22 protein-coding genes, 1 tRNA gene and 1 pseudogene are annotated in these 20,647 nt (G+C 66.3%); 20 read left to right on the top strand and 4 right to left on the bottom strand.

Translation table 11 applies throughout. The features are described 5' to 3' along the window. Positions 1–738, bottom strand: coding sequence for a DUF3011 domain-containing protein (locus tag ACVOME_RS14395; RefSeq protein WP_481505207.1), 738 nt, complete (start codon positions 736–738; stop codon positions 1–3). Between the two features lie 158 nt (positions 739–896). Between ACVOME_RS14395 and aspS the strand changes: the two genes are divergently transcribed. The 18 genes from aspS (at position 897) to queC (ending at position 16,958) form a co-directional block, all read left to right on the top strand. Continuing rightward, positions 897–2,648, top strand: a complete 1,752-nt coding sequence (aspS, locus tag ACVOME_RS14390; protein ID WP_053519369.1) for an aspartate--tRNA ligase — start codon at positions 897–899, stop codon at positions 2,646–2,648. Positions 2,649–2,664: 16 nt separating this feature from the next. After that, entirely contained in the window at positions 2,665–2,994 is a 330-nt protein-coding gene (locus tag ACVOME_RS14385; RefSeq protein ID WP_346480567.1) for a DNA primase, read from the top strand. Between the two features lie 31 nt (positions 2,995–3,025). Then, entirely contained in the window at positions 3,026–3,547 is a 522-nt protein-coding gene (locus ACVOME_RS14380; RefSeq protein WP_065182592.1) for a GNAT family N-acetyltransferase, read from the top strand. A 79-nt stretch (positions 3,548–3,626) separates the two neighbouring features. Next, entirely contained in the window at positions 3,627–4,259 is a 633-nt protein-coding gene (locus tag ACVOME_RS14375) for an esterase/lipase family protein (RefSeq protein ID WP_053519363.1), read from the top strand. 195 nt (positions 4,260–4,454) lie between these two features. Next, positions 4,455–5,186 (top strand): YebC/PmpR family DNA-binding transcriptional regulator, encoded by a 732-nt coding sequence (locus ACVOME_RS14370; protein WP_053519361.1) that lies wholly within the window; start codon positions 4,455–4,457, stop codon positions 5,184–5,186. Between the two features lie 105 nt (positions 5,187–5,291). After that, on the top strand, positions 5,292–5,813 hold the full coding sequence (gene ruvC / locus ACVOME_RS14365) for a crossover junction endodeoxyribonuclease RuvC (RefSeq protein WP_053519359.1): 522 nt from the start codon (positions 5,292–5,294) through the stop codon (positions 5,811–5,813). Between the two features lie 13 nt (positions 5,814–5,826). Further along, positions 5,827–6,420 carry a Holliday junction branch migration protein RuvA gene (gene ruvA / locus ACVOME_RS14360; RefSeq protein ID WP_053519357.1) on the top strand — a complete coding sequence of 198 codons (594 nt, stop codon included), beginning with the start codon at positions 5,827–5,829 and terminating at the stop codon, positions 6,418–6,420. 48 nt (positions 6,421–6,468) lie between these two features. Further along, entirely contained in the window at positions 6,469–8,388 is a 1,920-nt protein-coding gene (locus tag ACVOME_RS14355; protein ID WP_053519356.1) for a potassium transporter Kup, read from the top strand. A 247-nt stretch (positions 8,389–8,635) separates the two neighbouring features. Then, positions 8,636–9,676 carry a Holliday junction branch migration DNA helicase RuvB gene (gene ruvB / locus ACVOME_RS14350; protein WP_481505206.1) on the top strand — a complete coding sequence of 347 codons (1,041 nt, stop codon included), beginning with the start codon at positions 8,636–8,638 and terminating at the stop codon, positions 9,674–9,676. After that, positions 9,666–10,097 carry a tol-pal system-associated acyl-CoA thioesterase gene (ybgC, locus tag ACVOME_RS14345; protein WP_053520250.1) on the top strand — a complete coding sequence of 144 codons (432 nt, stop codon included), beginning with the start codon at positions 9,666–9,668 and terminating at the stop codon, positions 10,095–10,097. The genes ruvB and ybgC overlap by 11 nt, the downstream gene beginning before the upstream one ends. Positions 10,098–10,107: 10 nt before the next feature. Next, positions 10,108–10,887: a protein TolQ gene (tolQ, locus tag ACVOME_RS14340; RefSeq protein ID WP_053520249.1), complete on the top strand. Its 780-nt coding sequence runs from the start codon at positions 10,108–10,110 to the stop codon at positions 10,885–10,887. Between the two features lie 24 nt (positions 10,888–10,911). Further along, a complete protein-coding gene (gene tolR / locus ACVOME_RS14335) occupies positions 10,912–11,340 on the top strand; it encodes a protein TolR (protein WP_053520248.1) in 429 nt (142 codons plus the stop codon). Further along, positions 11,330–12,382, top strand: coding sequence for a cell envelope integrity protein TolA (gene tolA, locus ACVOME_RS14330; RefSeq protein WP_053520247.1), 1,053 nt, complete (start codon positions 11,330–11,332; stop codon positions 12,380–12,382). The genes tolR and tolA overlap by 11 nt, the downstream gene beginning before the upstream one ends. A gap of 181 nt (positions 12,383–12,563) precedes the next feature. Further along, entirely contained in the window at positions 12,564–13,883 is a 1,320-nt protein-coding gene (gene tolB, locus ACVOME_RS14325) for a Tol-Pal system beta propeller repeat protein TolB (RefSeq protein ID WP_053520246.1), read from the top strand. 64 nt (positions 13,884–13,947) lie between these two features. Then, positions 13,948–14,466 (top strand): peptidoglycan-associated lipoprotein Pal, encoded by a 519-nt coding sequence (gene pal / locus ACVOME_RS14320; protein WP_005418510.1) that lies wholly within the window; start codon positions 13,948–13,950, stop codon positions 14,464–14,466. A gap of 3 nt (positions 14,467–14,469) precedes the next feature. Next, positions 14,470–15,285, top strand: a complete 816-nt coding sequence (gene ybgF, locus ACVOME_RS14315; RefSeq protein ID WP_481505205.1) for a tol-pal system protein YbgF — start codon at positions 14,470–14,472, stop codon at positions 15,283–15,285. Positions 15,286–15,514: 229 nt separating this feature from the next. Then, a complete protein-coding gene (gene queE / locus ACVOME_RS14310; protein ID WP_197601337.1) occupies positions 15,515–16,216 on the top strand; it encodes a 7-carboxy-7-deazaguanine synthase QueE in 702 nt (233 codons plus the stop codon). Positions 16,217–16,292: 76 nt separating this feature from the next. Then, positions 16,293–16,958, top strand: coding sequence for a 7-cyano-7-deazaguanine synthase QueC (queC, locus tag ACVOME_RS14305; RefSeq protein WP_053520243.1), 666 nt, complete (start codon positions 16,293–16,295; stop codon positions 16,956–16,958). Positions 16,959–17,324: 366 nt separating this feature from the next. Here queC and ACVOME_RS14300 read toward each other — a convergent pair whose 3' ends face one another. After that, positions 17,325–18,281: a DUF2268 domain-containing putative Zn-dependent protease gene (locus tag ACVOME_RS14300; protein WP_481505204.1), complete on the bottom strand. Its 957-nt coding sequence runs from the start codon at positions 18,279–18,281 to the stop codon at positions 17,325–17,327. A gap of 175 nt (positions 18,282–18,456) precedes the next feature. Here ACVOME_RS14300 and ACVOME_RS14295 point away from each other — a divergent pair. Beyond that, positions 18,457–18,532, top strand: a tRNA-Lys gene (locus ACVOME_RS14295). Between the two features lie 72 nt (positions 18,533–18,604). Here ACVOME_RS14295 and ACVOME_RS14290 read toward each other — a convergent pair. Next, positions 18,605–18,835 (bottom strand): annotated as a pseudogene (locus ACVOME_RS14290) (tyrosine-type recombinase/integrase); the annotation flags it as partial. A 214-nt stretch (positions 18,836–19,049) separates the two neighbouring features. Here ACVOME_RS14290 and ACVOME_RS14285 point away from each other — a divergent pair. Continuing rightward, a complete protein-coding gene (locus tag ACVOME_RS14285; protein WP_111186383.1) occupies positions 19,050–19,256 on the top strand; it encodes a hypothetical protein in 207 nt (68 codons plus the stop codon). Between the two features lie 796 nt (positions 19,257–20,052). On the opposite strand, the gene ACVOME_RS14280 is transcribed toward ACVOME_RS14285, so the two are convergent. Continuing rightward, positions 20,053–20,647: autotransporter outer membrane beta-barrel domain-containing protein (locus tag ACVOME_RS14280; RefSeq protein ID WP_481505203.1), on the bottom strand; the 595-nt coding region annotated here is incomplete at its 5' end.

Raw genomic sequence — 20,647 nt, 5'->3', positions numbered from 1 at the left:
TCAGCGCGTGCCGAAGCGGGCCCGGCAGCCGTTGCTCACCCAGACCTGGCCTCGCGCATAGCCCCAGCTGCGGCCCTCCTGGCAGGCGCTGCCCGACAACTGCTGCTGCAGCACCGGCCGGCCCTGACGCTCGTCCCAGTCACAGTTCTGGACGCGGTTGTTGTTGCTGCTGCAGGTGATGGAGTAATTGCTGTTGCCGCCGCCGCCCCAGCCGCCGTTGCCGCCGCCCCAGCCACCGCGGGCTTCAGCGAACTCGGCGCGGCAGCCATTGCTGACCCACACCGCGCCATTGCGCACGCCCCAGGTGCGGCCTTCCTGGCAGGGACTGCCGGACAACTGGCGGACCAGGCGGGCATTGCGCCAGCCGACCGGACAGCTGCGTTCACGGTTGTTCTGGCTTTCGCAGCGGATGGTGTCGCCGTTGTTGCCCCCCCAACCGCCATTGCCACCGCCCCAACCGCCGCGACCCTCGACGAATTCGGCACGGCAGCCGTTGTTGACCCAGATGCTGCCGTTGCGGCTGCCCCAGGTACGGCCTTCCTGGCAGGCCGAGCCGGACAGCTGGCGTACCAGCTGCGCGCTGCGCCAGCCGGTCGTGCAGACCCGTTCGCGGTTGTTCTGGCTTTCGCAGCGGATGACGCCGTTCTGCGCGGCGGCGGGGGCGGGGGAGAGGGTGAGCCCGGCGAGGGCGCCCAGGCTGAGGGTGACGGCCAGGCTGGCCAGGGACAGCGTTTTCATGGCGAATCCCCATACGGTGTGTGGTGCGCGACTATAAGGACGGAACGGATAAAGCCCGTGTGACTGCCCCGCATTTGCCCCGGCCGGGGCCTCGGCCGCAGAATACGGGGCTTTCCGGCCCCATCGGGTGCCGGCGTTCTCCAGCGGAGCTTTCCCCCATGCGTACCCACTTCTGCGGCCTGGTCGACGAGACCCTGATTGGCCAGACTGTCACCCTCGCCGGCTGGACCGACGTGGCCCGTAACCAGGGCGGCGTCTGCTTCATCGATCTGCGCGATCATGAAGGCATCGTGCAGGTGACGGTTGAGGTCGACAACGCCGAAGTGTTCGCGGTCGCGGCCAGCCTGGGCTATGAGGATGTGCTGCAGGTGGAAGGCGTGGTGCGTGCCCGCCACGCGGTGAACGACAAGATGGCCACCGGCAGGGTGGAAGTGATCGCCACGGCCATTACCGTGCTGAACAAGGCGGCGCCGCTGCCGTTCCACGCCCACGAGAATCCGGGCGAAGATACCCGCCTGAAGTACCGCTACCTGGACCTGCGCCGCCCGGAAATGCAGCGCATGCAGCGCACCCGCATCAAGCTGGTGCAGGCGCTGCGCCGTCACCTGGATGCGCGTGGCTTCCAGGACATCGAAACCCCGATCCTGACCAAGGCCACCCCGGAGGGCGCGCGCGACTTCCTGGTGCCGGCGCGCATGCATCCGGGCGAGTTCTACGCACTGCCGCAGAGCCCCCAGCTGTTCAAGCAGATCCTGATGGTGGCCGGCTTCGACCGTTACTACCAGATTGCGCGCTGCTTCCGCGATGAAGCGCTGCGTGCCGACCGCCAGCTGGAATTCACCCAGCTGGACATGGAGTTCGCCTTCGTGCGCGAGCGCGACGTGCAGGATTTCGTCGAAGAGATGATCCGCGCCATCTTCAAGGAAGTGGTGGACGTCGACCTGGATGCCAGCTTCCCGCGCATGACCTGGGCCGAAGCGATGCGCCGGTATGGGTCGGACAAGCCGGACCTGCGCATCGCGCTGGAACTGGTGGACGTGGCCGAGCTGGTCAAGGGCAGTGAGTTCCCGGTGTTCACCGGCCCGGCCAACGACGCCGATGGCCGCGTCGCCGCGCTGCGCATCCCCGGTGGCGCAGCGTTGAGCCGCAAGCAGATCGATGAGTACGCTGCGCACGCCGCCAAGTACGGCGCCAAGGGCCTGGCCTACATCAAGATCGCCGACAACGGCGAGGTCAGCTCGCCGATCCAGAAGTTCTTCAGCGAAGACGCCTTCGCCGCGCTGGTTGCCCACGTCGGCGCCGGCAAGGGTGACATCGTGTTCTTCGGTGCCGGTGGCTACAACAAGGTCTCCGACTTCATGGGCGCACTGCGCCTGAAGGCCGGCAAGGACTTCGGCCTGGTCGCCGATGGCTGGCGCCCGTTGTGGGTCACCGATTTCCCGATGTTCGAATGGGACGACGAGGCGCAGCGCTATGTCGCCCTGCATCACCCCTTCACCGCACCGGCCGTGGACGATATCGCCGACCTGCGCGCCAATGCCCGTACCGCGGTCTCGCGCGGCTACGACATGGTGCTCAACGGCAATGAAATCGGCGGCGGCTCGATCCGTATCCATCGCCCGGACATGCAGAGCGCGGTGTTCGAGCTGCTCGGCATCGGTGCCGAAGAAGCGCGTGCGAAGTTCGGTTTCCTGCTCGACGCGCTGAACTACGGCGCGCCGCCGCACGGCGGCATCGCATTCGGCATCGACCGCATCGCCGCGCTGATGGCCGGTACCGAGTCGATCCGCGACGTCATCCCGTTCCCGAAGACCACCGGTGCACAGGATCTGATGACCGACGCGCCGTCGCCGATCGTCGACGAGCAGCTGGCCGAAGTGCACATCCAGGTTCGCCCCAAGAAAAACTGATCAGGAGATCCAGGCAATGACCGAGTTTGCGTTTTCGCTGGAGTGGGAAAAGCTGGGCAATGAAGGCTCCGAGGCCAACCTGGTCACCGAGCGGGCACGCGTGTTCGGTGGTTGGCTGGTCCGCGTCGGTACCAACCCGGCGGCGATGGCCCTGACCTTCGTCGCCGACGGCGAAGGCCGCTGGGACGGTGAAGACTTCGGCGTCGAGGATTACGAAGACGACGAAGAGGAAGAAGAGTACGACGAGGACGAGGAAGGCGAAGAAGAGGACGAGGACGAAGAGGAGTACGAGGAAGAGGACGAGGAAGACGAAGACGAAGACGCGGAATCGCCTGAAAAGGCTTGACCCGCCCTTCGCGCTGACGTCAACTTCCTGCATGTACTCGATCCGCCGCGCCACCGTGGACGACGCGCCGACCTTGTCGGCGCTGGCCGCACGCACGTTCACCGAGACTTTCGGCCACCTGTATCCGCCGCAGGACCTGCAGGCTTTCCTGCAGGAGTCCTACACGGTCGAGCGCCAGCGCACGATCCTGGCTCACCCGGATTACGCCGTGTGGTTGCTGGAGCGGGAAGGGGAGGCGGTCGGTCATGCCGCCGCCGGCCCCTGTGGCCTGCCCCATCAGGATGTGAAAGCGGGGGATGGCGAGCTCAAGCGCCTGTACCTGGTCAAGTCGCAGCAGAGTTGTGGCTGGGGCAGCCGCCTGCTGGAAACCGCGCTGGCGTGGCTGGAGCGCGACGGCCCGAGGACACTGTGGCTGGGCGTGTGGTCGGAGAACTTCGGCGCACAGCGCTTCTACGCCCGTTACGGCTTCGAGAAGGCCGGGCAGTACCTGTTCCCGGTCGGCCAGACCAACGATCTGGAGTTCATCCTGCGCCGCGCGCCGCGAACGGCCTGAGCGCGTTCACCGCCGCTTTCTGCCGGCCTGTGTTCAATCACCTCACGTTTTCGCCCCGCTGATCGCCAGGCTGTTGCACATGACCCCCCCCGTACTGCTGCTCCATGGCATCTGGAACGCCCGCGCCTGGGTAGGGCCGCTGGCGTGGCGCCTGCGCGCGCGCGGGTTCCGGGTGCAGACCTTTGGCTATTCCTCCGTGTTCGGCGGCCCGGATGTAGCGGTACCTCAGCTGTTGGAGCGTCTGGCCGATGCCGGACCGCTGTCGCTGGTCGGCCACAGCCTTGGCGGGCTGCTGGCGCTGGAGGCACTGCGCCGGCAACCGCAGCTGCAGGTACAGCGCGTGGTCTGCCTTGGCTCGCCGCTGCGCGGCAGCGGTACCGCGCGTTCGCTGTCCGAGCATGGCTGGGGCCTGGCCTTGGGCCGCAGCAGCGAACTGCTGCTTGACGGCCTGCCCGACTGGCAGGGCACGGCTGCGGTCGGCCTGATCGCCGGTTCGGTGCCGCATGGGCTGGGCAGCCTGCTCGGCGCGATCGACGATGCCTCCGACGGCACGGTGGCGCTGGCGGAAACCCGCCTGCCGGGTCTGGCCGATCATTGCGTGGTGCGTACCAGCCACAGCGGCCTGGTGGTTTCGCCCGATGCGGCACGGCAGACCGCGCACTTCCTGCGCCACGGCCGGTTCGATCACAGCCGCGACGCTGCGGCCGCGTAGGCGCCCGGGCGATGCGCACCGTGCGCCGGGCCATGCCCGGCGAGCGCAGCGGCGTCTCAGGCAGGCGGCGCATTCGCGGTAGCGCCGGGCCATGCCCGGCGAGCGCAGCGGTGTCCATCCGCCCTAGACACGGTTGCAGCGCCCGATCAGGTAGAATCCGCGCCTTGATCCTGAAGCAGCCAGACGGTAGCACCCATGGGTAGAGGCCCCTCCATCGAAGCCCGCAAGAACGCGTCCGACGCGAAGCGCGGCAAGATTTTCACCAAGATCATCCGCGAGATCGGCGTGGCCGCGCGCGGCGGTGGAGGCGACCCCAACAACAACCCGCGCCTGCGCGTGGCGATGGACAAGGGCCTGGCCGTGAACATGTCCAAGGACGTGATTGAACGTGCGATCAAGAAGGCCACCGGTGAGCTGGAAGGCGTCGACTACGAGGAAGTGCGCTACGAGGGCTATGCGCCCGGCGGTGTGGCGGTGATCGTCGATTGCCTGACCGACAACCGCGTGCGCACCGTGGCCGATGTCCGCCACGCGTTCAGCAAATGCGGCGGCAACATGGGTACCGAGGGCTCGGTGGCCTTCATGTTCAAGCGCCTGGGCGTGCTCAGCTTTGCCCCGGGTGCTGACGAGGAGGCGATCACCGAAGCGGCCATCGAGGCGGGCGCCGATGACATCGTCGTCTATCCGGACGATGGCTCGATCGACGTGGTCACCAGCCCTGACGCATTCAACGCGGTAAAGGAGGCGATGACTGCCGCAGGGCATCTCGCCGACCACGCCGAGATCACCTTCCGCGCCGACAACGACATCAAGGTCGAGGGCGAGGTCGCCCTGCAGGTCCGCAAGCTGCTGGACATGCTTGAAGACCTGGACGACGTGCAGGACGTGTATTCGAACGCCGAACTCGGCGCCGACGCCTACGCCTGAGCCGTCACCGACGGCCTGGGCGCGGGCCGTTGAACGGTCACCGCGGACAGTCATGAGCCCATACGCCTGCCAGCGCTTCCCGTTCCGCCCCGCCAGGAGCGCGGCATGACCCGCATCCTCGGCATCGACCCCGGTTCACAGCGGACCGGGGTGGGCATCATCGATGTCGATGCCGCAGGGCGCGTCATCCACGTCCATCACCAGCCCCTGGTGCTGCTGGGCGCCGACGATTTCCCGCAGCGGATGAAGCTGCTGGTGCTGGGTCTGGCCGACCTGTGCCGCGAGTACCAGCCGCAGGAAGTGGCGATCGAGCGCGTGTTCATGGCGCGCAACCCCGATTCGGCGCTGAAGCTGGGCCAGGCCCGCGGCGCAGCCATTTCGGCCGTGGTGCTGCGCGACCTGCCGGTGCACGAATACGCCGCCAGCGAGATCAAGCTGGCGGTGGTCGGCCGTGGTGGCGCGGAAAAGCAACAGGTTCAACACATGGTCGGGCTCATGCTCAACCTGAAAACCAAGCTGCAGGCCGACGCGGCCGACGCGTTGGCGGTAGCGATCACCCACGCCCACGTAAGGGCGACGGCCAACCGCCTGGGGCTCAGCGCCCGCCAGGCGTGGGGTCGCAAATGAGGAGCTGCACGCAATGATCGGTCGACTGCGCGGCATCGTCGCCTACAAGGCGCCGCCGTGGCTGGTGGTGGACGTGAATGGAGTGGGCTACGAACTGGAGGCGCCGATGAGCACCTTCTACGACCTGCCCGAGCTCGGACGCGAGGTCACGCTGTACACCCATTACGCGCAGAAGGAAGACAGCGTCTCGCTGTACGGCTTCCTGCGCGAAGGCGAGCGTCGGCTGTTCCGCGATGTGCAGAAGGTCAGCGGCATCGGCGCGAAGATCGCGCTGGCCGTGCTGTCCGCTGTCAGCGTCGAGGAATTCGCGCGCATGGTGCAGGCGGGCGACATCACCGCACTGACCCGCATCCCGGGCATCGGCAAGAAGACCGCCGAGCGCATGGTGCTGGAGCTGCGCGACCGTGCGGCCCAGTTCGGTGCCGGCGGGGCGCTGCCGACCGGCAGCGGTCCGGCCCCGGCCGACCCGCTGTCCGATGCCACCGTGGCGCTGCAGCAGCTGGGCTACAAGCCGGCTGAAGCGGCCCGCATGGCCCGTGATGCCTTCAACGAAGGCGACGAAGTGGCCACGGTCATCCGCAAGGCCCTGCAGTCGGCGCTGCGCTGAGCCGCGTCCTTTCCCTCCCCCCATCGCCTGAGCTTCGCCAGGAGTCCCATGTCCAGCAGTCAAACCCCGCACGCAGCCGCCCCTGGCGGACACGGTCACGCCCCCCCGGCTGGGGGACTGGCGCTGGTCATCGGTGCGATCGGTGTGGTCTTCGGTGACATCGGTACCAGCCCGCTGTACACCCTGAAGGAGGCGTTCTCGCCGCACTACGGGCTCAACAGCGACCACGACACCGTGCTCGGCGTGCTGTCGCTGGCGTTCTGGGCGCTGAACATCGTGGTCACCCTGAAGTACGTGACCATCATCATGCGCGCCGACAACGATGGCGAGGGCGGCATCATGGCGTTGATGGCGCTGACCCAGCGTACGCTGCGCAACGGCTCACGCTCGGCCTACGTGGTGGGCATCCTGGGCATCTTCGGTGCGTCGCTGTTCTTCGGTGATGGCGTGATCACCCCTGCGATCTCGGTGCTTGGTGCCGTCGAGGGCCTGGAGGTGGCCGCACCGGGCCTGCACGCGTTCATCGTGCCGATCACCGTGGTGGTCCTGCTGATGGTGTTCGCCGCGCAGCGTTTCGGCACAGAGAAGATCGGCAAGGCGTTCGGCCCGATCACCTCGGTGTGGTTCATTTCGCTGGCGGCGATCGGCATCTACAACATCATCGATTCGCCGGAAGTGCTGAAGGCGTTCAACCCGTGGTGGGCGATCCGCTTCTTCATGGAGCACAGCTGGCACGGCATCTTCATCCTTGGCGCCGTGGTGCTGGCGGTCACCGGTGGCGAGGCCCTGTATGCCGACATGGGCCACTTCGGTGCCAAGCCCATCCGCCATGCCTGGTACTTCTTCGTGCTGCCGTGCCTGGTGCTGAACTATCTGGGGCAGGGCGCGCTGGTGCTGAACCACCCCGAAGCGGTGAAGAATCCCTTCTTCGAAGCGGTCCCCGACTGGGCCCTGTATCCGATGATCATCCTGGCCACGATGGCGGCGGTGATCGCCTCGCAGTCGGTGATCACCGGCGCGTTCTCGGTCTCGCGCCAGGCCATGCAGCTCGGCTACATCCCGCGCATGCGCATCAAGCACACTTCGCACGACACCATCGGCCAGATCTACATCCCGGGCATCAACTGGGGCATCGCGGTGATGGTCATCGGCCTGGTGCTGGCGTTCCGCAGCTCGTCGAACCTGGCCGTGGCCTATGGCATCTCGGTCTCGGCCACCATGCTGATCGATACGCTGCTGCTGGCCCTGGTCGCGCGCTCGCTGTGGCCGAAGGCGCGCCATTGGATCCTGCCGCTGTGCGTGGTGTTCTTCATCATCGACGTCGGCTTCGTCATCGCCAATGGCGCCAAGCTGCTGCAGGGCGCCTGGTTCCCGGTCGTGCTGGGCATCTTCCTGTTCACCATGATGCGCACCTGGCGCCGTGGCCGAGAGCTGCTGCGCGACGAGATCCGCAAGGACGGTATCCGCATCGACACCTTCCTGCCGGGCCTGATGCTGGCGCCGCCGGTGCGCGTGCCGGGTACCGCGGTGTTCCTCACCGCTGACCCGACCGTGGCTCCGCATGCACTGATGCACAACCTCAAGCACAACAAGGTGCTGCACGAGCGCAACGTCTTCCTGCATGTGGAAACCCTGCCCATTCCCTATGCGATGGAGGGGCAGCGGCTGAAGATCGAATCGGTGGGCGACGAGTTCTACCGGGTCTATGTCCGCTTCGGTTTCATGGAGACGCCGGACGTACCGTTGGCGTTGATGCGCTCCTGCGACCACGGCGGGATCTATTTCGATCCGATGGACACCACCTTCTTCGCCAGCCGCGAGACCATCGTCGCCACCGCCAACCGCGGCATGCCGATCTGGCGCGACAAGCTGTTCGCGCTGATGCATCGCAACGCTGCGCCGGCCACGGGCTTCTTCCGGATTCCGGGCAACCGTCTGGTTGAGTTGGGCGCACAGGTCGAGATCTGACTGCAGAGGTCGGAGCCCTTTTTCACAGGAAGAGGGCTCCGCCCCCATGTCGTGGGTCATCCGCACTCCCATTCACGCATGGCGTGGATCTATTGTGTCGACCAAGGTCGACACCCACCAGGAACCGGACCCACCCCGCCATCTGCCAGGACGTCCGCTTCGGCTGTTGCTCTGGATGTTGCCGTTGCTTCTGCGGGCGCCGGGCGCAGCCCGGCCGAAACCCGCGCTTTTGCCGCATAATCAGCACATGACCGACGACCGCATCATCGGCGCCGGCGCCACCCGCGAGGATGACGCCGCCGACGCCAGCATCCGCCCCAAGCGACTGGCCGATTACCTGGGCCAGGCGCCGGTGCGCGAGCAGCTGGAGATCTACATCGAAGCGGCCAAGGCCCGCGGCGACGCGCTCGACCATGTGCTGATCTTCGGTCCGCCGGGGCTGGGCAAGACCACACTCAGCCACGTCATCGCCAACGAACTGGGGGTGGCGCTGCGGGTGACGTCCGGCCCGGTGATCGAAAAGGCCGGTGATCTGGCCGCCCTGTTGACCAACCTGCAGCCACACGACGTACTGTTCGTGGACGAGATCCACCGCCTGTCGCCGGTGGTCGAGGAAGTGCTCTACCCGGCGATGGAGGATTTCCAGATCGACATCATGATCGGCGAGGGCCCTGCGGCCCGCTCGATCAAGATCGACCTGCCACCGTTCACGCTGATCGGGGCCACCACCCGCGCCGGCCTGCTGACCGCGCCGCTGCGCGACCGCTTCGGCATCGTCCAGCGGCTGGAGTTCTACAGTGTCGAGGAGTTGACCCGGATCGTACGCCGCTCGGCCACCATCCTGGGCATCGACTGCACCGCCGACGGCGCAGGGGAGATCGCGCGCCGTGCGCGTGGCACCCCGCGCATCGCCAACCGCCTGCTGCGGCGGGTGCGCGACTACGCCCAAGTGAAGGCGGGTGGCCATATCGACGTGGCGGTCGCCCAGGCGGCCATGCAGATGCTCAAGGTCGACCCGGAGGGTTTCGACGAGCTCGACCGGCGCCTGCTCAGGACCCTGGTGGACTACTTCGACGGCGGCCCGGTCGGCATCGAATCGCTGGCCGCCGCGCTGTCCGAAGAGCGCGGCACGCTGGAAGACGTGGTCGAACCCTACCTGATCCAGCAGGGCTTCCTGGTGCGCACCGCGCGCGGCCGCATGGCCACCAACAAGGCGTACCGGCACATGGGCCTGAAGCCGAAGAACCCGCCGCAGGACCTGTTCGCGGAGGTTCCCGATGTCGGTTGAGCCACTATTCAGTTGGCCGACACGCATTTACTGGGAAGATACGGACGCAGGCGGGGTGGTCTACCACGCCCGCTACGTGGCCTTCATGGAACGGGCCCGGACCGAATGGATGCGCGCGCTGGGCTATGGCCAGGAGCGCATGCGCAGCGAGCACGGCATGGTCTTCGCGGTACGTGCCATGCAGATGGACTTCATCCGGCCGGCGCGGCTGGATGACCTCCTGCAGGTGAGTGCCACGCTGGTCCAGCTGAAGAAGGCCAGCATGGTCTTCGATCAGCGGATCGAGCGCGACGGCGAACTGCTGCTGTCGGCGCAGGTCCGCATCGCCGCACTGGACGCGGCCAGTTTCCGCCCGCGTGGCATGGACGACGCCGTCCTTGCCGTGCTGCAACCCTACCTCCACCCCGAATCCGAACACTGAGGAACAACGGATGATCGCAACGCTCCTGGCCCTGCAGGCCACGGTCACCGAGGCACTGCCGGCTGACGTCAGCAACGCCGCGACCCAGACCCTTGCCCAGGCCACCACCGGCGGCGGCATCAACTACCTCGAACTGATGGCCAAGGCCAGCCTGCCGGTGAAGATCATCGTGCTGCTGCTGCTGGTCGGCTCGTTCGTCAGCTGGGTGATCATTTTCCGCAAGGCCCGCGTGTTCAAGCAGGCCACCCGCGAGGCGGACGAGTTCGAGAACCGCTTCTGGTCCGGCGCCGACCTGGGCAAGCTGTACAGCTCGGCCACCGACCGCAGCCGCAACGTGGGCGGCCTTGAGGCGATCTTCGAGGCGGGCTTCCGCGAGTTCACCCGCCTGCGCGACAAGCGCCGGCTGGATGGCCGTGCGCAGCTGGAAGGCGCGCAACGTGCGATGCGCACCACCTACACCCGCGAAGTCGATCAGCTCGAGCGCAATCTGGAACTGCTGGCCAACATCGGCTCGACCGCGCCTTACGTGGGCCTGGTCGGCACCGTGTTCGGCATCATGGTGACCATGCACGACATGATCAGCAGCGGCGCCCAGGCCGGCATCGCCTCGGTCGCCCCGGGCATCTCCGAAGCGCTGTTCGCCACCGCCATCGGCCTGTTCGTGGCGATCCCGGCGGTGTGGGCCTACAACCGCTTCACCACCCGTGTGGAGCGCATGTCGGTCCGTTTCGAGACCTTCGCCGACGAGTTCAGCTCCATCCTGCAGCGCCAGAGCGCTGGCGACGAGTAAGCGCCTGACCCGGGAGTCCAAGCCATGTCCGCTGCCATCGGTCGCCGCAAGCGCCGCAAGCTGAAATCGGAAATCAACGTCGTTCCCTATATCGACGTCATGCTGGTGCTGCTGATCATCTTCATGGTCACCGCGCCGCTGCTCACCCTGAGTTTCGACGTGGACCTGCCGAACTCCAATGCCAAGGCGCTGGAGAGCAAGCAGGATCCGGTGATCGTGTCGGTGCGCCAGGACGGCCAGCTGAGCCTGAAGCTGCCCGACGCCAAGGAGCCCACGGCCGTGTCTGCCGAGGAGCTGGAAGGGCGCTTGGCCGGCATCGCCGCACAGGACAAGGGCCTGCGCGTGATCGTCGCCGCCGACCGTGCCGTGGCCTATGAGAAGGTCATCGCGGCGATGGACGTGATCAAGCGCGCGAAAGTGGACAAGGTAGGCCTGGCCACCGATGCACGCTGAGACCCTGCCGCCTCCGCGACAGCAGGAACCGGGCTGGGGCCTGCCCTTGGCGCTGGCCGTGCTGGTGCACCTGCTGGTCGCGCTGGTGTTCATCCTGGCGTGGCTGTGGTCGCCCACGCGCAATACCGATGCCGCTGCCGGTGATCCCTCGGTCGAGGCCAGCCTGGCGCTGTCCGCGTCGGAGGCGGCCGCTGCGCGCCAGGCCCTGCGCCAGTCGGAGAAGCTGGAAGATCTGCCGCCGCCGGTCGCCGAGCCGATTCCGGTGCCCGAGGACACCATTCCACCGCCGCAGCCGATTCCCGAGCCACGTCCGCAGGATGCTCCCACGCCGCAGCAGCAACAGGCACAGGAGCGTGTCGCCCAGCCGGACACGCAGGACCAGGAGGCGGTGAGCGCACTGGCCATCTCGCAGGAGAAGGCCCGGCAGGAACAGGAAGCCAAGCGCCGCCAGGAGCAGATCGACCTGACCGAGCGCAAGCGCCAGGAAGAAGCCGAGCAGAAGCTGCGCCTGGCCAAGCAGCAGGAAGAAGACGCCAAGAAGAAGCGTGCCGAGCAGGAGCGGCAGGCCGCCGACCAGGCCGAGGCCGAACGGCAGAAGAAGATCGCCGAGATCCGTGCCAGGCGCGAACAGGCGGAGAAGGAAGCCAAGCTGGCCGAGCAGAAGCTGCGCCAGGTCGCCGCCGCACGCAACGCCGCCGGCAGCGCGCCGGCCGGCAACACCGGTGCGGCACAGCCGGCCGCTGGGGGCGGTGGCAACAGCGATGATCTGTCGGCGAAGTACGCTGCCGCGATCCAGGCCAAGGTTCGCAGCGCCTGGACGCGTCCAGACAGTGTGCCGCTGGGCCAGCGCTGCCAGATCACCATCACCCAGATTCCGGGCGGGCAGGTGCTTCAGGCCAAGGTGGGCGCCAACTGCCCCTATGACGAAGCCGGCAGGCGTTCGATCGAGGCCGCAGTGCTCAATGCGCAGCCGTTGCCCTATCGCGGATTCGAATCGGTGTTTGCGCGCACGCTCAACCTGACCTTCACCGCGCAGGATTGATCGGCCGCGCGGGCCGGCCTGCGGGTCGCCCCGTCGCGCGGCAGCCGACCGATACGTTAATGGGGCGTGAGAGGACGGGCTGGAACTGACCCGGAATTCACGTACCCTTGGTTCATGATTGCGAAGCGGTTCACCGCCGCTTTGCTATCCCTCGTTCCGGTTTCCCCCTATTGAGCGCTCCATGAAGAAGATGCCTCGTTGGCTTGCCGTGTTTGCGGCCCTGTTGCTGCCCTTCGCTGCCGTCGCGCAGCAGAGGGGACTGGATATCGACATCATCGGCGGCAACGCGTCCGCGCTGCCGATCACCATCGTGCCGATGCCCTACCAGGGCTCGTCGGCCGCACCGCAGACCGATGTCGCCGGTGTGGTCCGCGCCGACCTGGAACGTTCGGGCCAGTTCCGCACCCTGCCCGAAGCGCAGATCGTGGAAAAGCCCGTCCGTGGCGGCGAGATCCAGTTCGCCACCTGGCGCGCGCTGAAGCAGAACTACATCGTGGTCGGCCGCGTGCTGGATGCCGGTGCCGGTGCCTACCGTGTCGAGTACGAACTGTTCGACGTGCCGAAGGGCGAGCGCCTGCTCGGCCTGGCGATGACCGCCCGCGGCAATGCCATGCGCGACGTCGCCCACCAGATGGCCGATGCCATCTACGAGAAGATCACTGGTGTCCGGGGTGCCTTCTGGACGCGCATCGCCTACGTGACCGCCAGCGGCAAGGGCGACGCCATGCGCTATGCGCTGATGGTGGCCGACTCCGATGGCTACAACCCGCAGACCATTGTGCGTTCGGCCGAGCCGCTGCTGTCGCCGTCGTGGAGCCCGGATGGTGGCAAGCTGGCCTACGTCAGCTTCGAGCGCGGCAACTCGGCCATCTACATCCAGAACATCGCCACCGGTGCCCGTGAGCTGGTCACCAGCTTCCGCGGCATCAACAGCGCGCCTGCGTTCTCGCCGGACGGCCGCAAGCTGGCCCTGACCCTGTCGCGCTCCGGCAACCCGGAAATCTACGTGATGGACCTGGGCAGCAAGCAGCTGACCCAGCTGACCAACCACTTCGCCATCGATACCGAGCCGACCTGGGCACCGGACGGCAGCGCGGTGTACTTCACCTCCGACCGCGGCGGCCGTCCGCAGGTCTACAAGGTCGGTGCCGGCGGCGGCAGCGCCGAGCGCGTGACCTTCCAGGGCAACTACAACGCCAAGCCTTCGGTGTCCTATGACGGCAAGAAGATCGCCGTGGCCCAGGGCTCGGGCAACAGCTACAAGATCGCGATGATGGACAGCTCGCTGGGCTCGCCGCGCTGGAGCACCCTGTCCCCGGGTTCGCTGGATGAATCGCCGAGCTTTGCGCCCAACGCAAGCATGGTGCTGTACGCCGCCCGCGAAGGTGGCCGTGGTGTGTTGTATGCCGTTTCGGCCGATGCGCGGGTTCGCCAGCGCCTGGTTCTGGCCGATGGTGATGTGCGCGAGCCGGCATGGTCCCCATACCGTACCCAGCGCTAAAAGAGTGTTAATATTTTCGCTGTCTTGAACCCCTCATCGGCCTAGGAGCCACAAAGGTATCGCCATGAACAAGTCCACCCGTGTTCTGCTTGTTTCCCTGCTGTCTGTGGCCGTCCTGGCCGGTTGCTCGAAGAAGGTGAAGGAAGAGCCGGCAGCCCCGGTCGACACCGGCACCTCGACCACCACCCCGACCGGTCCGTCGACCTCCGGCCTGTACGGCCCGGGCGACCTGGATACCGATGCCTGCCTGCGCCAGCGCGTTGTCTACTTCGACCTGGACAAGGAAGACGTGAAGCCGGAATTCCAGGCCATCATGGCTTGCCACGCCAAGTACCTGCGTGACCGCCCGTCCTCGCGCATCACCCTGCAGGGCCACACCGACGAGCGTGGTTCGCGCGCGTACAACCAGGCCCTGGGCGAGCGTCGTGGCAACGGCGTCAGCTCGGCGCTGCAGGCCAACGGTGGCTCGGCTTCGCAGCTGACCGTCGTGTCCTACGGTGAAGAGCGTCCGGTCTGCACCGAGTCGAACGAGTCCTGCTGGTCGCAGAACCGTCGCGTCGAAATCGTCTACACCGCGCAGTAATCCATGCGCATTGGCATCAAACTGATGCTGGTCGTTGCGGCAGCCCTCGTGGCTGCCCCACCGGCGCATGCACAGCGACAGAGTCTGGCCGATCGTGTCGGCGCGCTCGAGCAGCAGATGTACAACAACAGTGCCAACCAGGACCTGTTGAACCAGATCAACCAGCTGCGGCAGCAGGTGACCAGCCTGCAGGCCTCGATCGAGCAGTTGCAGCACGACAACGCCCAGCTCAAGCAGTCCGCCCAGGATCAGTACCTGGACCTGGACAGCCGCCTGAACCGGTTGGAAGGGGGCAATGCCCCGGTCCTGCCCCCCGTTCCGGCGAACGCGCCGCAGGCCGCACCGGCCCCGGCCAAACCGGCAGCGGCGGCCACTTCCGAGCGGCCGCCGTCCATCCATGGCGATCCCGGCAGTCTGGCCGCCACGGGCGACGAGCGCACCGCCTACAACGTCGCCTTCGATTCGCTCAAGGCCGGCAAGTACGATGATTCGGCGCAGCTGTTCCTGAGCTTCCTGCAGTTGTATCCGAACGGCGTGTACGCGCCGAATGCGCTGTACTGGCTGGGCGAGAGCTACTACGCCACCCGCAATTTCCCGATGGCCGAGACCCAGTTCCGCGAGCTGCTCTCACGCTATCCGACCCATGACAAGGCCGCGGGCGGCCTGCTCAAGGTCGGCCTCTCGCAGTATGGCGAGGGCAAGGTCGATCAGGCCCAGCAGACGCTGGAGACCGTCGTGGCGCAGTACCCCGGCTCGGACGCCGCGCGCACCGCGCAGGACCGCCTGCAGTCGATCCGCCTGGGCCAGCAGATCCGCTGACCGGGCGTACAATACGTGTCCCGTAGCGCCGAGCTCATGCTCGGCTGCTTTCGTTTCCGGATCGGCCAACCCACCCGGATCCGGTAGCGCCGGGCCATGCCCGGCGGCTCGCGTCACCGGCTGGGCCATGCCCGTCCGGTTGCTGTTGTAGAGCCGAGCCATGCTCGGCTGCTTTCGTTACCGGCCACGGTAGCCCATCCGCCACGTGTCCCACAAAGAAGTTCCCGCCATGACCGTCGTTATCCCGTCCAACGCCGTCGCCACCCCCAGCGACATCGTGCAGTCGCCCCTGCCGCGCCTGAAGATCACCGAGATCTTCACCTCGCTGCAGGGCGAAGCCGATACCGCCGGCTGGCCGACCGTGTTCGTGCGCCTGACCGGCTGCCCGTTGCGCTGCCAGTACTGCGACACCGCCTACGCCTTCCACGGCGGCACCTGGTGGGATATCGACGACATCGTGGCCGAAGTGCTGGCCCAGGGCGTGCACCACGTCTGCGTGACCGGCGGCGAGCCGCTGGCGCAGAAGCGCTGCCTGGTGCTGCTGCAGAAGCTGTGTGACGCCGGCCTGGACGTCTCGCTGGAAACGTCCGGTGCGCTGGACGTCAGCGCGGTGGACCCGCGCGTATCACGCGTGGTCGACATCAAGACCCCGGGTTCGGCCGAGGTGGCGCGCAACCGCTGGGAGAACCTGCCGCTGCTGACCGCACGCGACCAGATCAAGTTCGTCATCTGCAGCCGCGAGGACTACGACTGGGCCAAGGCCCTGCTGGCCGAGCACGAGCTGGTGAAGCGTTGCACGGTGTTCTTCTCGCCCAGCAAGGGGGAGATCACCGCGCGCCAGCTGGCCGACTGGATTGTTGAAGACCGGCTTCCGGTACGCTTCCAGATGCAGCTGCACAAGATTCTGTGGAACGATGAGCCGGGCCGCTGAGGCCACCCTTGTTTCCTGATGCAACTCCGGCGCGGGACAGCGTGCTGGCTTTCCTCCCCCAACCGGAAGATTTTCCATGAAGAAGGCAGTCGTGCTTCTCTCCGGCGGCATGGATTCAGCCGCCGTCATCGCCATGGCCCAGGAACAGGGCTTTGCCGTGCATGCCCTGAGCGTACGCTATGGCCAGCGCCACACCTCCGAACTGGACGCGGCCGCGCGCGTGGCCAAGGCCCAGGGCGTGGTCGCGCACAAGACCGTGGATGTGGACCTGCGCAGCATCGGCGGCTCGGCACTGACCGATGACATCGACGTGCCCGAGGCCGGCGGTGCCGGCATTCCGGTCACCTATGTGCCCGCACGCAACACCATCATGCTGTCGCTGGCCCTGGGCTGGGCCGAAGTGCTGGGCGCCAACGACATCTTCTGTGGCGTCAATGCCGTGGATTACTCCGGCTACCCGGACTGCCGCCCCGAATTCATCGCCGCCTTCCAGACCCTGGCCAACCTGGCGACGAAGTCCGGCGTGGAAGGCGCGGGCATCAAGGTGCACGCGCCGCTGCAGTTCCTGAGCAAGGGCCAGATCGTCAGCGAGGGCGTGCGCCTGGGCGTGGACTTCGGCCTGACCGTGTCCTGCTACAACGCCGATGCCAACGGTGCCGCGTGCGGCCACTGCGATGCCTGCCGCCTGCGTGCACAGGGCTTCGCCGACGCCGGCGTGGCCGACCCGACGCTGTACGCCTGAGGTGATGGGGGCTGATGCCCCAATGGTGGGTGCCAATCTTGGTTGGCACTGAGCGCCGGTCAGGCCTGACTCTGGTGGGTGCCAACCTTGGTTGGCACTGAGCGCCGGGCAGGTCTGACACTGATGGGTGCCAACCTTGGTTGGCACTGTGCGCCGGGCAGGTCTGACTCTGGTGGGTGCCAACCTTGGTTGGCACTGAGCGCCGGGCAGGTCTGACACTGGTGGGTGCCAACCTTGGTTGGCACTGAGCCGCGGGCAGGTCTGACTCTGGTGGGTGCCAACCGTGGTTGGCACTGTGCGCCGGGCAGGTCTGACACTGGTGGGTGCCAACCTTGGTTGGCACTGAGCGCCGAGCATGGCCCGGCGCTACCGCTGCTGCAACCAACCCGAAGCCTCGATGAAGGCCCGCACCGCCTTGGGATCGGCATAGTCCAGCTCGATCATCCGCGCGATCCCTGCCTTCTCATCGGCCTGCCGGCGCATGTACTCCTGCGCGATGCGATAGCCGGCGTAGTAGCCCACGTCGCTCACGCCGAACGGATTGCGGGCACTGTTGTACAGCCAGTTGTCCAGGTCATCGCCGTCCATCTCGGCGATGAACCGGGTACGTATCTCCGCCTCGTGCAGCGGGCCGTAGTCATAGAGCGGCAGGGCAGGGCGCCTGCCGCTGATGCGCTCGGCGATGTACTCGGCCACACCCTCGCGTACCGCGTACTGCGCCAGATTGCCGGTGGTCTCGCGTTGCTGGGTGTGCACATGCTCATGCAGGTTGTTCTGCGCGTTGTTCGCGCCGGGGCGGCTGTCATAGAAGATGCGCAGGCGGCTGCGCATCGGCTCCGGCAGTTCGCTGACATCCACGCGCGCGTCGCCCAGTGCCATCTCCGCACCGATCAGCACCTGGTCGCCCAGCGTGGTACCACCGGTACGCAGCACGCCCACCACATAGGTGATCGTGGCTGGGCGCAGGGAGGGGTAGAGCGTGCGGAAGGCCATGAGATCCTGTTCCAGCGTCGCGCTGGCACTGCGGGCGTTGGTTGTCAGTGGCCTTACCGAGTTCCAGAACCGCGGCCACGCGCGCATGGCATCGGCATACTCGCGCGCGGTGTAATTGCGGACCTGCATCAGCGCATGCAGGCCGGGACTGCCCGGGTCGACGTAGTGCTGCTGCACGAGCGCCACCCGGCGCTCGGCATCGGGTTCGGCGCGCACCGCATCGTAGGTGGCCCAGAAGCGGGCGATGTCGTCGCTACGCACCGGGGACGGCGCTGCCAGCGCGGCGCCGGGCAACAGCAGTGCGGCGATCAGGGGCAGGCAGCGGCGCATCCAGGCTCTCCAGTGGGGATCAGGGATGGGATGCGCGGTGCGGGCGGAAGGTTTAAGCCGGTTCACGCCGGCAGCCCGGGCGCTTGATTGCCAGGGCTGCGGGTATGGGGTTTCGCGTCGCGTGGCAAAGTGGGGTAGAATGCCCACCCCCGCCACGCGGCTGGGGCAGTGCACCGGGCCGTTAGCTCAGTCGGTAGAGCAGAAGACTTTTAATCTTTTGGTCGTAGGTTCGAATCCTACACGGCCCACCATTGCAACATAAGGGTTTCGGAGCGATCCGAAGCCCTTTTGTTTTTCCGCAATCGCCGATCTTTTCCGCAAAATCACTTCGTCGGCGTGACGCGATCGCCCTTGCGCTTTCGCGTGTAGGTCTCGGTCATGACCACGGACGAGTGGCCCAGCTGTCGCTGCGCCTGGCGAATGTCCGCCGCCGCGTCTGCCTTGTCAGTGCCGGCTTTGGCGCGCAGGTCCCGGAACTGGAATGCCGATTTGGCAATGCCTGCACGTGCGCGCGCTGCATCGAATCTGCTTCGCAGCTGGCCCTTGCTCAGTGGCTGTCCGTACTCGACGCGCCGCAGCTACCGCGCCGAGGTCGCCTCCTTCACTGAGCAAACCGTCAGCCATTCATCAGGAACGTTCAACAAACAGACGATTACCCAGAGCCTGTCTGTGGTCTCTGTCGAGCAGTAGTGAACCAATTTTCCGGCGTGAAACGCTGGCGTAACCCCGCTGGCCCGTGAGGGTCACCAACAGGAAGAGGAACTTGCAATGCTCAATCTCAAAATGCGCCTGGCCAACAAGCTCGAGTCCGTCGCGCTGCCGAACAAGCTGCAGCTGACCTTCGATGACCCGAGCGTCACATCGGGGCCGCAGATTGTTCTGACCGTGGACTATGAGGATGGTGCCACAATGCGCACCGGGCGGTACTACCGCATCAATGCTGCAGAAGAGGTGCCCGCGACGGAATCTGCGTGACGACTTGCTGGGATGTGGCACTGCTGCCCTGAAAACCTGGTGAAGCGCCGAAAGAACACATGCGGCCTTCGGCAGACCCGGGCCAATTGCAGCGGGCTGCGGCAATGCTGGTAGACGCAAGCGCATGTAGCCATCCTTCTGGATGGGCGTCGGCCGCGGCCAGACCGCGCCAACATTCAGTTTTACCCGGCCATTGTCGCCTGAGGCAGCGTGTAAGTGAACCCTTTCGTCAAAAAAGGCACCCCCCCGTAGGGTTATTGGAGGGGGTGAAACCTGCCACCATCCAATGTATCCGTGTGGCGGGTACTCGTCATAGCTTGCTATGGAAAAGACGGCCATGGCAGCTACTGTGGAGAAAGGTATGACCGTTGAGAGGGGTCGTTCCAGCGAGAACGGCTCGCGCCAAGGAGAGTGGGAGGCCGTCGGCGTTGATCACATCGGATGTCGCAGAACTTGTCCTATTTGTGAATGACAACTCTCACTAACCTCGAGACTTCTCATTCGCCCATCTCTTCCTTCTCATATTTCCGAAGGACGAGGATAACTACGATAAGGCTTACGCACTTCCCTATAAGGAAGCCAACAATCATGCCGTCGATGAAGTTCATATTTTCACAAAGGATTGATCGCATGCCATCAGTCTTTGATCGCATAATTCCAGCGGCGGGATGGACGTGAGCGGGGGCAGCCCTGTCCCGCGATAACTGCATTACTCGCATGCGCCGTGATACAACTTGGATGGGATCACGGGAGCGGCCCATTGGCCGCCCCCTCACAGACCTTGGTAGGGCGCCGATCAGAAGCGCACGGACCAGCGCGCCGTGGCGCCATGGTCACGGCTCTCGCTGCCGAACTGGCCGCTGTAGCCCAGCTCCAGCGACTGCCGCGGGGTCAGCCACGCGGACAGCCCCAGCTCGGCCACGACAGCGCTGTCGGCGATCGGCGCTCCGCTGACGGCGAACGCGCCGCCACCGTTGGCGAAGGCGAGGTTGGCCACCTGGCTGCGGTCGCCGGAGGCCCGGCGATAGCCCACCGCGCCACGCAGGTGCAGCCAGCTGTCCTGCTGGAAGGATGCCTTCAGACCCTTGTCGAAGCGCAGCCCGGCGGTCGCCACGGTAGTACGGGTGTCTTCCACTTCGCCCTGCAGTGCGGCGGCGCCGCCCCGCTCGCTGATGCGCTTCAGGTCCACTTCGACGCGGGCAACCTGCAGGTAGGGCTCCAGGCCGCCTTCAGCAGAGCCGAAACGGTAGCCGGCTTCGAGGAACGCCTGGCGAGTACGGGCGTCATAACGGCCGGTGAGCGTGTCGCTGAATCCTGCGAACGCCAGCTCGCGGGTGCTCTCTGCCTCGTGCTTGCTCCAGGCCACGCCACCGCGCAGACCGAAGCCGCCC

Source organism: Stenotrophomonas sp. STEN008 (assembly GCF_056760435.1).
This window is presented reverse-complemented; position numbering and strand designations above follow the sequence as displayed.

Excerpts from the sequence above, each read along its gene's own strand:
- ACVOME_RS14285 (WP_111186383.1), top strand. The coding sequence starts at position 19,050 with ATGCTCAATCTCAAAATGCGCCTGGCCAACAAGCTCGAGTCCGTCGCG.
- tolR (WP_053520248.1), top strand. The coding sequence starts at position 10,912 with ATGTCCGCTGCCATCGGTCGCCGCAAGCGCCGCAAGCTGAAATCGGAA.
- tolQ (WP_053520249.1), top strand. The coding sequence starts at position 10,108 with ATGATCGCAACGCTCCTGGCCCTGCAGGCCACGGTCACCGAGGCACTG.
- ACVOME_RS14300 (WP_481505204.1), bottom strand. The coding sequence starts at position 18,281 with ATGCGCCGCTGCCTGCCCCTGATCGCCGCACTGCTGTTGCCCGGCGCC.
- ACVOME_RS14370 (WP_053519361.1), top strand. The coding sequence starts at position 4,455 with ATGGGTAGAGGCCCCTCCATCGAAGCCCGCAAGAACGCGTCCGACGCG.
- ACVOME_RS14380 (WP_065182592.1), top strand. The coding sequence starts at position 3,026 with ATGTACTCGATCCGCCGCGCCACCGTGGACGACGCGCCGACCTTGTCG.
- ybgF (WP_481505205.1), top strand. The coding sequence starts at position 14,470 with ATGCGCATTGGCATCAAACTGATGCTGGTCGTTGCGGCAGCCCTCGTG.
- queE (WP_197601337.1), top strand. The coding sequence starts at position 15,515 with ATGACCGTCGTTATCCCGTCCAACGCCGTCGCCACCCCCAGCGACATC.
- ACVOME_RS14355 (WP_053519356.1), top strand. The coding sequence starts at position 6,469 with ATGTCCAGCAGTCAAACCCCGCACGCAGCCGCCCCTGGCGGACACGGT.
- pal (WP_005418510.1), top strand. The coding sequence starts at position 13,948 with ATGAACAAGTCCACCCGTGTTCTGCTTGTTTCCCTGCTGTCTGTGGCC.
- ACVOME_RS14375 (WP_053519363.1), top strand. The coding sequence starts at position 3,627 with ATGACCCCCCCCGTACTGCTGCTCCATGGCATCTGGAACGCCCGCGCC.
- tolA (WP_053520247.1), top strand. The coding sequence starts at position 11,330 with ATGCACGCTGAGACCCTGCCGCCTCCGCGACAGCAGGAACCGGGCTGG.
- ruvB (WP_481505206.1), top strand. The coding sequence starts at position 8,636 with ATGACCGACGACCGCATCATCGGCGCCGGCGCCACCCGCGAGGATGAC.
- ACVOME_RS14385 (WP_346480567.1), top strand. The coding sequence starts at position 2,665 with ATGACCGAGTTTGCGTTTTCGCTGGAGTGGGAAAAGCTGGGCAATGAA.
- ruvA (WP_053519357.1), top strand. The coding sequence starts at position 5,827 with ATGATCGGTCGACTGCGCGGCATCGTCGCCTACAAGGCGCCGCCGTGG.
- queC (WP_053520243.1), top strand. The coding sequence starts at position 16,293 with ATGAAGAAGGCAGTCGTGCTTCTCTCCGGCGGCATGGATTCAGCCGCC.
- tolB (WP_053520246.1), top strand. The coding sequence starts at position 12,564 with ATGAAGAAGATGCCTCGTTGGCTTGCCGTGTTTGCGGCCCTGTTGCTG.
- ybgC (WP_053520250.1), top strand. The coding sequence starts at position 9,666 with ATGTCGGTTGAGCCACTATTCAGTTGGCCGACACGCATTTACTGGGAA.
- ruvC (WP_053519359.1), top strand. The coding sequence starts at position 5,292 with ATGACCCGCATCCTCGGCATCGACCCCGGTTCACAGCGGACCGGGGTG.
- aspS (WP_053519369.1), top strand. The coding sequence starts at position 897 with ATGCGTACCCACTTCTGCGGCCTGGTCGACGAGACCCTGATTGGCCAG.
- ACVOME_RS14395 (WP_481505207.1), bottom strand. The coding sequence starts at position 738 with ATGAAAACGCTGTCCCTGGCCAGCCTGGCCGTCACCCTCAGCCTGGGC.